This is a genomic window from Sphingomonas sp. GW822-FHT03G08 (genome assembly GCF_058801135.1).
In genome coordinates, this window is the sequence record NZ_JBXAMZ010000001.1 from 3,272,912 (window position 1) to 3,284,767 (window position 11,856).

14 protein-coding genes are annotated in these 11,856 nt (G+C 64.1%); 12 read left to right on the forward strand and 2 right to left on the reverse strand.

Features of this window, described 5'->3' with window-relative positions:
- Positions 1–5: 5 nt before the first annotated feature.
- Entirely contained in the window at positions 6–1,433 is a 1,428-nt protein-coding gene (locus AC1RJ5_RS15270) for a sigma-54-dependent transcriptional regulator (RefSeq protein WP_184163883.1), read from the reverse strand.
- Between the two features lie 151 nt (positions 1,434–1,584).
- Here AC1RJ5_RS15270 and AC1RJ5_RS15275 point away from each other — a divergent pair, with 151 nt between their 5' ends.
- From AC1RJ5_RS15275 to AC1RJ5_RS15330, 12 genes are all read left to right on the forward strand, one after another.
- Entirely contained in the window at positions 1,585–1,725 is a 141-nt protein-coding gene (locus AC1RJ5_RS15275) for an aa3-type cytochrome c oxidase subunit IV (RefSeq protein ID WP_184163885.1), read from the forward strand.
- Positions 1,722–2,849 carry an NAD(P) transhydrogenase subunit alpha gene (locus AC1RJ5_RS15280; protein WP_493114125.1) on the forward strand — a complete coding sequence of 376 codons (1,128 nt, stop codon included), beginning with the start codon at positions 1,722–1,724 and terminating at the stop codon, positions 2,847–2,849. Before AC1RJ5_RS15275 ends, AC1RJ5_RS15280 begins: the two co-directional genes overlap by 4 nt.
- Positions 2,850–2,962: 113 nt before the next feature.
- Complete coding sequence (locus AC1RJ5_RS15285; RefSeq protein ID WP_184163892.1) at positions 2,963–3,241, forward strand: NAD(P) transhydrogenase subunit alpha part 2; 279 nt, start codon at positions 2,963–2,965, stop codon at positions 3,239–3,241.
- Between the two features lie 4 nt (positions 3,242–3,245).
- Positions 3,246–4,658 (forward strand): NAD(P)(+) transhydrogenase (Re/Si-specific) subunit beta, encoded by a 1,413-nt coding sequence (locus tag AC1RJ5_RS15290; RefSeq protein ID WP_342248647.1) that lies wholly within the window; start codon positions 3,246–3,248, stop codon positions 4,656–4,658.
- 32 nt (positions 4,659–4,690) lie between these two features.
- Complete coding sequence (locus AC1RJ5_RS15295; protein WP_493114128.1) at positions 4,691–5,623, forward strand: hypothetical protein; 933 nt, start codon at positions 4,691–4,693, stop codon at positions 5,621–5,623.
- A gap of 124 nt (positions 5,624–5,747) precedes the next feature.
- On the forward strand, positions 5,748–6,713 hold the full coding sequence (locus AC1RJ5_RS15300) for a helix-turn-helix domain-containing protein (RefSeq protein WP_269573145.1): 966 nt from the start codon (positions 5,748–5,750) through the stop codon (positions 6,711–6,713).
- Between the two features lie 729 nt (positions 6,714–7,442).
- Positions 7,443–7,862, forward strand: a complete 420-nt coding sequence (locus tag AC1RJ5_RS15305; RefSeq protein WP_493114130.1) for a GNAT family N-acetyltransferase — start codon at positions 7,443–7,445, stop codon at positions 7,860–7,862.
- Between the two features lie 526 nt (positions 7,863–8,388).
- The gene (locus tag AC1RJ5_RS15310; RefSeq protein ID WP_493114132.1) at positions 8,389–8,901 is read left to right on the forward strand and encodes a DUF4145 domain-containing protein; all 513 of its coding nucleotides are present in this window, start codon (positions 8,389–8,391) and stop codon (positions 8,899–8,901) included.
- Positions 8,898–9,509: a hypothetical protein gene (locus tag AC1RJ5_RS15315; RefSeq protein ID WP_493114134.1), complete on the forward strand. Its 612-nt coding sequence runs from the start codon at positions 8,898–8,900 to the stop codon at positions 9,507–9,509. Before AC1RJ5_RS15310 ends, AC1RJ5_RS15315 begins: the two co-directional genes overlap by 4 nt.
- A gap of 399 nt (positions 9,510–9,908) precedes the next feature.
- The gene (locus tag AC1RJ5_RS15320) at positions 9,909–10,475 is read left to right on the forward strand and encodes a hypothetical protein (RefSeq protein ID WP_493114136.1); all 567 of its coding nucleotides are present in this window, start codon (positions 9,909–9,911) and stop codon (positions 10,473–10,475) included.
- Between the two features lie 154 nt (positions 10,476–10,629).
- Entirely contained in the window at positions 10,630–10,896 is a 267-nt protein-coding gene (locus AC1RJ5_RS15325; RefSeq protein ID WP_493114138.1) for a hypothetical protein, read from the forward strand.
- A 31-nt stretch (positions 10,897–10,927) separates the two neighbouring features.
- A complete protein-coding gene (locus tag AC1RJ5_RS15330) occupies positions 10,928–11,257 on the forward strand; it encodes a hypothetical protein (protein ID WP_493114140.1) in 330 nt (109 codons plus the stop codon).
- A 148-nt stretch (positions 11,258–11,405) separates the two neighbouring features.
- Here AC1RJ5_RS15330 and AC1RJ5_RS15335 read toward each other — a convergent pair whose 3' ends face one another.
- Entirely contained in the window at positions 11,406–11,657 is a 252-nt protein-coding gene (locus tag AC1RJ5_RS15335) for an HIRAN domain-containing protein (protein WP_493114142.1), read from the reverse strand.
- Positions 11,658–11,856 lie beyond the last annotated feature (199 nt).

An 11,856-nucleotide genomic window follows, 5' to 3' on the forward strand; every position in this document is an offset into this window, starting at 1 on the left:
TAGGCTCAGGCGGCGCTCTGGTCGATCCCCAGCTCGCCGAGCTTGCGGTAGAGCGTCGAGCGCCCGATCCCGAGCCGGCGGGCCACCTCGGTCATCCGTCCGCGATAATGGCCGATCGCCAGGCGGATCACATCGGCCTCGATCTCGTCCAATGCACGCAGGTTGCCGTCGGGGCGGAACAGGGTGACACCGGCATTGTTCGCGCCGGGCGCCTGATGGCCATTGCCCATGGGGCGGCCGGCGGCGAGCTGGGCGATCTGCGGGAAATCGGCGCGGGTCAGCCCGTCATTGTCGCAAAGCACCGAGGCGCGGAACAGGGCGTTCTGGAGCTGGCGGACATTGCCCGGCCAGTCATAGCTGCCCAGCAGCTGGAGCGCGTCGTCGGTGATGCCGAGCTCGCGCAGGCCCGGCTGGTCGGCGATGCGGGCGAGCAGGTGGCGGGCAAGCGCAGGGATGTCGCCGGTGCGTTCGCGCAGCGGCGGGATCGTCACCTGGACGACATTGAGCCGGTAATACAGGTCCTCGCGGAAGCGTCCGGCCTCGACTTCGGCCTGCAGCGTCTTGTTGGTCGCGGCGATCACCCGGACATCGACTTCGCGGGCATGGCGCGCGCCGATCGGCTGGATCTCGCCCGACTGGAGCACGCGCAGCAGCTTGACCTGCGCGTCGAGCGGCATCTCGCCGATCTCGTCGAGGAAGATGGTGCCGCCATCGGCGTCGGCGAATCGGCCGATCTTGCGCTCGAAGGCGCCGGTAAAGGCGCCCTTCTCGTGCCCGAACAGCTCGCTCTCGACCAGGTTGGCGGGGATCGCCCCGCAGTTGATCGAGATCATTTCCTTCTTGTTGCGCGGCGAGGCGGCGTGGATCGCCTCGGCAACCACTTCCTTGCCGACGCCGCTCTCGCCCTCGATCAGCACGGGCACGCGGGCACGGGCAGCTTTGGCCGCGATGGCCAGGGCCGCGCGGAACTGCGGCGCGCTGCCGACGATCTCGTCGAAGGCGAGCGGGGCGGAGAGCTTTTCGGTGAGCGGGCGCAGTTCGCCCGCGGTCTTGCCGCCGACGGCCGCTTCCAGCGCGGCGAGCAGGCGCTCGGCGGCGAGCGGCTTGACCAGGAAGTCGGTCGCGCCGGCACGCATCGCGTTGACGGCGTTGGCGACCGAACCATTGGCGGTGAGCATCAGGATCGGCAGCTGGGGCCGGCGCTCGCGCAGCTCGGCGATCAGCGCCGCCGCATCGGCGTCGGGCGATGCATGGTCGAGGATGATCGCGTCGAGCGCCATCCCGTCGGGCGTGCCCAGCGTGGCGATGCCGGTCTCGGCCTCGCTCGCGAAGATCGTCTTCCAGCCGCGGCGCGCGGCAATTGCTGCGACGAGGCGGCGCTGGGCCGGCTCATCGTCGATCAGCATCAGGAGGCGCTGGCCGTTGCGCGTCATCGCTCTTCCATGTCCCTACTGTCCCGTTTCAGGCCGACCGTGATAAAGCAGATGGGTAAAGGCGGGCTTAAGCTTGCTGAAGCTGCGGCGGGGTTGAGGGAGCCGGCGCTGGGGGCTACAGTCGCTGCATAAAGTTTCAGGGGAGAGACGAATGGCTGACACCGGTGACAATGCCGCGCAGCTCAAGGCGCACGAGCAGACGTGGAATGGTTTCAAGGCGATGATGACCTGGGGCACCGTCGGTGTTGCCCTGATCGCTGCACTCGTCGTCTTCCTGATCTCCGCCAAGTGAAGATCGCGGTTCTGAAGGAAGCCGCCGCCGGCGAGCGGCGTGTTTCCGCGACTCCGGAAACGGTGAAGAAGTTCGTCGGGCTCGGTGCCGAAGTGTCGGTCGAGGCCGGTGCGGGCGCGGATGCATCGATCGCCGACCAGGCCTATGCCGATGCCGGCGCCACCGTTGGCGCGCGGGCGGCGACGCTCAAGGATGCCGATATCGTGCTCGGCGTGCAGGGGCCGGATCCGGCCGGCCTTGCCGGCGCGAAGCCCGGTGCCTGGATCGTCGCGGGGTTGAACCCGTTCGGCGAACGCGCCCGGGTCGATGCCTATGCCTCGGCCGGGTTCGAGGCGCTGGCGATGGAGTTCATGCCGCGCATCACGCGCGCGCAGTCGATGGACATCCTGTCCTCGCAGTCGAACCTGTCGGGCTACAAGGCAGTGCTCGACGCCGCGGCCGAATATGGCCGCGCCTTCCCGATGATGATGACCGCGGCAGGCACCGTTTCGGCCGCCAAGGTCTTCGTCATGGGCGTGGGCGTCGCCGGCCTGCAGGCGATCGCCACCGCGCGTCGCCTCGGTGCGCAGGTCTCAGCGACCGACGTCCGCGCGGCGACCAAGGAGCAGATCCTGTCGCTCGGCGCCAAGCCGATCTTCGTCGAAGCGGTGAAGGGCATCGAGGGCGAAGGCACCGGCGGCTATGCCACCGAGATGAGCGACGAGTACAAGGCCGCCCAGGCCGAGCTCGTCTCCTCGCATATCGCCAAGCAGGACATCGTCATCACTACCGCGCTGATCCCGGGGCGCCCCGCGCCGCGGCTGATCAGCGATGCCCAGATCGCCACGATGAAGCCGGGCAGCGTGATCGTCGACCTCGCGGTCGAGGCCGGCGGCAATGTCGAAGGCGCGGTCGCCGGCGAGATCGTGACGATCCACGGCGTGAAGATCGTCGGGCACAGGAACGTGCCGTCGCGTCTCGCCGCCGACAGCTCGGCGCTGTTCGCGCGCAACCTGTTCAACTTCCTATCCGCCTTCTGGGACAAGGAGCAGGGCAAGCCGGTCCTCGACGAGGAAATCGGCAACGCCATCCGCCTCACCCGGGGCGGCAAGGTAGTGAACGAACGGCTGCTCGCCGCAGGTTGATAACTCCGTCCCGCATGGCGCCGAAGGTTAGCCTCGGCGCGGGGACGGCGAACAAGGCTTCCGCGATCAGTTGCTGCGCGTGGAAGCTTCGTGAAGTTTGGAAGGCTCAAGACATGGACTTCATCTCGATCCTGTCGATCTTCGTACTGGCCTGCTTCGTCGGCTATTACGTGGTCTGGTCGGTCACGCCGGCACTGCACACGCCGCTGATGGCGGTGACCAACGCGATTTCCTCGGTGATCATCGTCGGCGCGCTGATCGCGTCGGCTGCAACCGGTTCGGAGGTTGCCAAGTGGCTCGGCCTTGTCGCCGTGGCGCTGGCATCCGTGAACATCTTCGGCGGCTTTGCCGTCACCGAGCGCATGCTCGCCATGTACAAGAAGAAGGGCTGAGCCGATGCACGAGGGGGCAGCAATCAATCCCTGGGTCGCCTTTGCCTATCTGGTGGCGGGCATCTGTTTCATCCTCGCGCTGCGCGGGCTCTCCAGCCCGGCGAGCAGCCGGCGGGGCAACCGGCTCGGCATGCTCGGCATGGGCATCGCCGTGATCACCACGCTGATCACGCACGAGATCGCCAGCCCGATCGAACTGGGCGCGGCGATCGCGATCGGCGGCATTATCGGCTTCGTGACGGCACGCCGGATCGCGATGACCGCGATGCCGCAGCTCGTCGCCGCCTTCCACTCGCTGGTCGGCATGGCGGCGGTGCTGGTCGCGGCGGCGGCGTTCCTCAATCCTGCCGCCTTCGGTATCCTGGGTGCGGACGGCGAAATCCTAAGCGTCAGCCGGGTCGAGATGGGCCTGGGCGTGGCGATCGGCGCGATCACCTTCTCGGGTTCGGTGATCGCCTTCCTCAAGCTCAACGGCAACATGTCTGGCAAGCCGATCCTGCTGCCGGGGCGCCATGTCATCAACCTGGCCGTGCTGGCCGGCATTCTCGGTCTGGTCGGCTATTTCGTCACCGACCAGAGCCCTTGGGTCTTCTGGACCGTTACTGCGCTCAGCTTCGTGATCGGCTTCCTGCTGATCGTGCCGATCGGCGGTGCGGACATGCCGGTCGTGGTGTCGATGCTCAACAGCTATTCGGGCTGGGCAGCGGCGGCGATGGGCTTCACCCTGCACAACACGGCGATGATCATCACCGGAGCGCTGGTCGGCTCCTCGGGTGCGATCCTGAGCTACATCATGTGCCGCGCGATGAACCGCAGCTTCATCAGCGTGATCGCCGGCGGCTTCGGCGCGACGGCGGACGCGGGCGGTGGTGCGGCGGCGATCGACCGGCCGTGGAAGCGCGGCTCCGCGGAGGACGCGGCCTTCCTGATGAGCCAGGCCGAGCAGGTCATCATCGTGCCCGGTTACGGCATGGCGGTCGCTCAGGCACAGCATGCGCTGCGTGAGATGGGCGACAAGCTCAAGGAGCACGGTGTCCGCGTGAAATACGCGATCCATCCGGTTGCGGGACGCATGCCGGGCCATATGAACGTGCTGCTCGCCGAAGCGAACGTGCCCTATGACGAAGTGTTCGAGCTGGAGGACATCAACAGCGAGTTCGCTCAGACCGACGTCGCCTTCGTCATCGGCGCCAACGACGTGACCAACCCGGCCGCCAAGACCGACAAGTCGTCGCCAATCTACGGCATGCCGGTGCTCGATGTCGAAAAAGCCAAGACGGTGCTTTTCGTCAAGCGCTCGATGGGCGGCGTCGGCTATGCCGGTGTGGACAACGAGCTGTTCTACCGCGACAACACGATGATGCTGCTGGCCGACGCGAAGAAGATGGTCGAGGAGATCGTTAAGAGCCTCGACTGACGCGGATGCCGGGAACGAATGGGGGACTTGGCATGGCGAGCGTTGGTTCGATTCTGGGTGGGGCGTTCGGGCTGCTGCGCGAACGCCCCGGCTCGGTGGCGATCTGGGCAGTGACTTATTGTGTCGGCGCGCTCGCGATCTCGCTGGTGATGGGCTTCGTGGTTGCCGGCACGGTCATGCCCATATCCGCGGATCCAAGCACGGCGATGTCGGTATGGGCAGGGCCGATGTTCAGCCTCATGCTGCTCATGAACCTGTTGCTGCTATTCCTCGTCGTGGTGCTGATGAACGCGGTGTTCCGCGTGATGCTGCGCCCGCAGGAGGGCGGCCTCGCCTTCATGCGGATCGGGATGGACGAGTTCCGCATGTTTGGGCTGGTCATCATGGTCTGCGTCGCCGCCTTTGCCGCGATCCTGGTGGGTGAGCTGCTGCTGCTGCTGGTCATCACGGTGCTCGGCTTCGCGCTGGGCACGGGCATGATCACGGGGGCGATCTCGTTCCTGCTGTTCCTCGCCTTTGTCTGCGCGGTGGTCTGGGCGGAGGTGCGCATCTCGCTGATCTTCCCGCTTACCTTCCATCGCCGGCGGATCAGCGTCGATGCTGCCTGGGAGCTGACCCGTGGCCGCTTCTGGATGCTTTTCGCCTGTTATTTCCTGATCACGCTGATCTTCGCTGTTGCGATCGGCATCGTGGTGTCCTTCGTGATGGGGGATTATTTCGCCGCGCTGATCGCCGCCAATGGCGATCAGGAGCAGATGCGGGCTGCCGCCGAAGCATTTGCTGCCCGGCAATTCGCCATGCCGCTGGCCACCCAGATCCTGTTCGGCGTGGTGGGCGCGGTGTTCTTCGCCGCGGGGCTTGCGCTGGGCCCGGGGCTGCTTGCCAGCGCGACCCGGGAACTTCTCGGCGATGAGAGCGAAGCTTCGGTATTTGCAGCCGAATCCGACGGATCAGTCATGGACTGATCCGGAACGGACAGGCAATGATTCGGTCGCCTGTCTGGGTCGCGCCACAAGCTCCGAAACGGAGCGGATAGAGCAATCCGTTTCGGAGGTTGGGCCTCTCCGGGACATTCTACCCGAGCAGGCGATGGCGAACCCCTCCGCGGCCCCTTTCCCGACCCGCGACACGCTGGCGCAGGCGTTCAACGCGCTGCTCGTTACGGGCGCGGGCAGTGCCGAGTTGGTGGAGGCAGCGACCACGGCGGGAATCCGGATCCGCGACATGGTTGATCCAGACGGTGCCCTGCCGCTGCTCGACGCGGCGCGGCTCGACCTTGTCCTGCTCGATGCACGCGCGGTTGCGGAAGCCCCGTTGTTGTCGCTGCTCGATACCCTGGCGGCGCGCGATGGCCAGGCCGGACCGGCGCTTGTCGCGATCTTCTCGGCGGATCGGATCGACCTCGCCGGCCCCTTGCTCGGTGTCCCGCGCACCCAGCTTCTCTGCGATCCGAGCGCATCCGAACTGCTCGCCGCGCTGGTGCTGGCGCGTGCACGGGGCGAAGCGACGCCGCACGCTTCGTGGACTGATGTCACCCGCGATTCGGAGACCGCGCGCCTGCGCCGGCTCAACGAGGAAGTCGCGCGGATCGCCGATGCGCTGGCACGGCTGACGCGAGGCGAACTTGCCGAAGAGGACGAGATCGAACGACGGACGGGCGTCCGCGCGCCGGACCTGGGCTATCGCGGGCCGGACGAGCCGGGCCCCGATATCGCCTCGGCGGAGATCCGGGCCGTGATCCGGTCACGCCGCCTGCGCGGGCAATATTTCGAAGCGGAGCTGTTCGCCGATCCTGCCTGGGACATGCTGCTCGACCTGTTTGCGGCCAGTCTCGAGCGCCGGCGCGTATCCGTTTCCAGCCTGTGCATCGCGGCTGCGGTGCCGCCGACCACGGCGTTGCGCTGGATCGGTACCATGCACGAGGCCGGCTTGTTTGGCCGCGAGGCGGATCCGGGCGATCGCCGCCGTGCCTATATCGTGCTGAGCGAAAAGGCGCTTGCGGGCATGCGCGCCTATGTCGGCGCGGTGCGCCGCGCGGGGCTCGGTCTGGTCTAGCCCGGCACTGGGGGCTTGCCCCGAGGCCCGGGCTTTGGCATCGGGGCGCCACCGGCATCATGCCCGGGCGCTTAGCTCAGTTGGTAGAGCATCTCGTTTACACCGAGAGGACTTAGCGCCTTTCCGCTCGACAGCGGTCCATTCGGCCATCGAACATCGCGGGAACGAACGGCAAACAGAACGTGTTTTGCTGTCCATTTGCGGGCCACCACGCAGCCGTAATCCGCGCTCCGGCCTTGCGCTGCAACGTGTCAACCATTAATTGATTAGCGGTCAATAGAACGTGCAGCGGATTCGCGGCCGGTGCGTTGGCCTATAATACTCATGACCAAGGAGGGTCAGATGGTTGCACTTCGATCGACCCGAAAGGGTTTCTTGGGGTTCTTCGCTGGTGGCAAGCCGGCGAAGCCGACCGCGCGGGGAAACGCGGCGGCGTTCAAGGCGGGGGCACGTTCGTACAAGGCGAATAAGGGGCCAACGCCCGGCCTTCTTCGCGTTGTGAAGCTATCGCTAGAGAACGACGTCTCGTTGAAGAAATAATTGGCGGCGGCGTCACTGCCCGCCATCGAGTTTGTGCCGATGAGTCGGATGACAAACTCGAGGGGCTTTGGCTGTGCCAGCAGAGAGATAAACGGGTGGTTCCGAGCGAAAGCTTGGAAGGAGCATTCGTCCGGCGCTGTTAAGGTGACGTGCGCAGTTGAACCCGGAAAGCCACATCGCCCCTACGGCTTGTATGCCCTTGCCACCGTCGTGGAGGAGGTATGCAACCTTGGGGGCGTTTATCACCGTTTCCGCTCTGGCGATCATTTTTCGGCGCTGCAGCTGGTCTGGCTGGCGACCGACAGGGCTTTCGAGGGACAAGGCCTTGGTAGCACGATGGTTGGTAACGTGATCCGCACGTTCGCCCAGGTGGGGCCGCAGATCGGCCTCCCACATTTGATTGTGGTTCCCGATCCTGATGATCACGAGCGCCTGACGACGTTTTACGGCAATCTAGGCTTTGCGACCTACCGTGACGGTGAGGCGATGTTTCTTGACCTCAGGTCCGCAGTCGAGGCTGTCGAACGCCTTGAAGCAGAAGCCGCCGCTGCAGCCATCCCGGAGCCCCTTGGGAACGTGGGAACGGTCGAACCGAAGGAGGGCGAATAGATGGCGCTCTACAAGGATGGGGCAAGATTAGTCCAATCGAGCGACCCGTTGTTCGACATGCTTCATCATCCGGGAACCGCAGCACCTCGATCCGGGATTTATATCTGTATGGGCTGCGGCCACGAAGCGGTTTCGACCGAGGGGCATCCGCTCCCTCCTCAGAACCATCATCAGCACCCTAAAGGCGGGCCAATCCTATGGAGGCTGCTAGTCTACGCTGATCATCGGCACTGGTCGGGGCACTGAGGGAAACCTAACCGGGAGGCTTTGGCAAGATTTCCAGGTCAAGCCCCTGCCTTCGGAGGACAAGGAATGTGGCTGAAACCCGCAGAAAACTGCGATAGCCGCTTACCGTAGTCAGCGGAACAAGTGCAGAGCATAACGGGAAACGAGCAGGTTTGCACCGGAGCTGCACCGGGGCAATTCCAGCACATGCGAGCTGACCAGAAAGCACGAAAGCGGATCTTGTTACTCTACCTGTTTGCGAAGGCGCCCACGACCGTTACCCATGTCTCGGGGGTGATAGATGAAATTGAAGGACCTGAGTCGAAAGCTGCCGGATGAAGATGAGCTGAAGGCCGTCTGGGAACTTATGATCACGGAAAAAGATCGTGCTGCAGCATTGCTTGCCAGCAGTTTCCTGGAGGCCGGCTTACAAATGACCATCTCAACATGGGTGGTCGATCAGCCTGGTGTACTCGACAAATTATTCAACGAGCCGAACGCGCCACTTGGCACATTTTCAGCCAAGATAAAGGTTGGAAGAGCGTTGGGGATATATGGCAAGGAAACCGAGCGATTGCTCGATCAAGTCCGAGAGATAAGGAATGTCTTCGCGCATGCCCTGCGCCCCGTCGACTTCACGAGCCCGCCGATCGTGAGTGTCGTCCGCTCAATGAGTTCACAGCCTATGCCAACCGGCACGAAGCACGCGCCGGCGCGAGTCCGCTACCTCTCGGTCGTGAACGATGTTTTTCGTAGGCTGTATGAGGTGGCCACCAAACAGGGTGGCCGTCAAATCGTGATCGAGTTGCCATGAATTCGGCGGATCAGCAGGTCCTTGCTGCCTGGGTGTCAGCCGGCGCCGCGGTTATCCAGGCGGTCGCAGCCGGATTCGCGATTTGGTATTCTGGCAAGCTGGCACGCGACAGCGCGGCGCGGGAGAAAGCGGCCGACGAAGCTAACGCTAGGCGCATCGAGGAAGCGAACGCGGCTGCAATTGAGCAGCGCCGCCTCGATCGTGAGGCGGCACAACGCAGGTCCCGCCAGGCCGACGATGCCGAGTATAACAGGCCGATTGAGCGGTTGCTCCGTACCGGAGAACTCATCTTGGACGAATGGCGAGAGCGGGCGAGGCAAGCCGAGAAGGACTATGCGGCAAATACCGGCACGGTGAGCGGGAAATTAGCCCACGAGTCGCTCGAGGAAATGATGGCGGCGGCGAAGCGACTGCAGCTCGCCTCGACGGAGAGCGCACTGGTTGGGGCGCTTGCAGACCTGCGAGAAATCGAACGAAGCTTGGATGTCAGGGGCAATGGGGGCCCCGATTATGCCGCGAAGCTATTCGCCAAGGCCGACGAGTTCTCTGTCAAACTAGAGAAGCTCCGCGAATTGCTCCGGCACGACGCCATTGAAACGACCGCCTAGGTATGACTGGCCACGGCACAATGGCAGGGCCAACCTCTGGGAGTCGATTAGAATGGCAGAACGGTACGAGGCGCTTGGTGAGGAGCTGTTGAACATGCTCCGCCCTGGTTTTGGAGGGCGCGCTGCCCCGGAATTCGTGATGCGCGTTCGCGCTAAGGCCAACGAAATGCTGCGCATACACTCCGACGCCTATGTGAGGCAGAAGGTGTCTAGCATGATGGAGTGGGTGGGTATTGCGTGTTCGCCGCGAAAGCATGCCCCGTGGGGCCTCTCTCGGGTAGAAGGCTTCGCATATGACGATGCCTACACCATTGCGAACGCTCGCCTGACCTAGGGGGGGGGCTGGCGAGCGGCAAGCGTAACACACGTCTGTCATTGTTGCGGTAGCGGGGAAGCCACATGGACCTTGGCCTGGGATCACTTGTCACGAAATTTGAGGAGTACTTTGGCCGAAAGGCGACCGGCGTGCTGTTGTTTTTAGCATACGTGGCCGTCGGGGCGGGCGCGGTCTCACTGATATGGAGTCTGTTGATAAAGCCCGTGGCGCTCTTCGCGGCCCCTTATGTCCCTGCCTGGCTACACCTTGCCAGCGGTGTGAGTATCGGTGGCGCGGCGGTCTCCATCATTGGCGCAATGGGTGCTGGGTCGGTCGCGCTTGACGCATACCGTCGGCGGATCGCGACCGACGCTTTGGAAGACTTGATTCCACGAGCCCAGGAGGCAGCGGACCGTTCCAGCCGCCGCTTGGCTGAGCTCGAGGAAACCATCAAGCGCGCAGACCTAACAGTGGAGGAATCCAGGAAGACCTTCGAAGCGAGTAAGTCGATTTATGACCTTTCTCGAATGACGCTCGACGAGGTCCTTCAGCACGCTGTCAACTCCGGCAAAATGACGGAAGCGGAGGTCGCCGATCTACGCAGCCTGTCGCCCGAGATTAAGCCCTCTGACCCAGCGGCACTCGATTAACAGTCGAGTGGAAAGCCTTATTTTTCAACGTTCGTTTCTACATATTCCCGATCTGTTCCCTAACGGTATTCCGCGGGCTCCAGCGATTTGTCAAAACGCCAGAACGTCCCTATGTTCTACCAATGTTCTGCACCCTTGTCACCCATAGGTCGCAATGATGCTTCTGCTTCCCGATGAACGACGCGCTCGCCTGGGCGAGCTGGTGCGGCAGCACAAGGCAAACCGGCGGGACCTCTCCCGCTTCATGGGGCGAGGGGACAGCTATCTTTCCGATTATCTGACCCGCAGCGTGCCCTACGACCTTGTCGAGCGAGATCGTGATTTGCTCGCCAGGTTATTCGGCGTCGACAAGGACACCCTCCGCCCGGTTCCGGAAAAGCCGCGCTCGCGGGGCAACCATGGTCGCCGCCGCTATTGGTGACGACGGCCGGCTGGGCCGCTATTCCTCCCGAATGAGAGATCGGCACCAGACGGCGCTGCGCATGCGCGAGGAAGGAGCGACCTTCAAGATGATCGGCGATGCGCTCGGCGTCAGCCCGAGCCGGGCGAACGTCATCTACCAGCGCGCGGTGGTGGTGCAGATGGAAGAGGCGGCCGGGCTGGGATCTCAGTCGATCCGGATCGTGCGGAACTATCGAGGATGCCTCACCGAGCTGGCGGCAAGCGCCGAGCAGGATCCGGACGGCGCGATCGTCGCCCTGATCCAGGAGCCGAACTGCTTGCGCCGCCACGCGCTGGAGATCATCGCCTGGCTTGCCGCTGGCAACCGCGAGAAGCCCTGATTACGCGCCCCAGTCGGGCGCCGGTTCATCGGGGTAAAAGTCCGGCTCGGGATCGCCCGGCGCGGCGCGCTGGGGAAGGGTAGGAGCGCCGCCGCCGAACCGGACACGAATCGCCGCCGCAGTGGGCATCAGCTCCTGAAAGACTGCCTCAGCTGGGCTCACCGGATCGCAGCTTGCCGCGCATCCACGGGGCGCGCTCGGCCGTGAGGTAGCCGAGCTGGGCGCCACGAATGCTGAACACCGCGACGGCATATTCGTCGTGCTTGTTCTTCGGCTCCGGCCGGAGCTCTACGGGCTCGCCAGGAACGCAGAGCTGGCACTCGAACCGGCGGTTGCCGTCGTCGGCGTTCGCGTAGCCGATGCCGACGGCGGCCAAGCTCAACTCGCGTTCTGTGGTCAATTCGAGGTCTCCTCACCTGCGCGGGCCCGAAATAGGCTAGAGGGCCCGGATCTGCTGCATACGAAGGTGAAGGGTCTCGCCGCCACCGCCGGGCCGCAACGAGACACGTTACTATAGCCTCACCGCTTGCCTTGTAGGAAATCGCGCGTTTCTATCCCCCTGTCGCCGGCGCTCTCCGTTAGATTCGCTCTCTTATGCT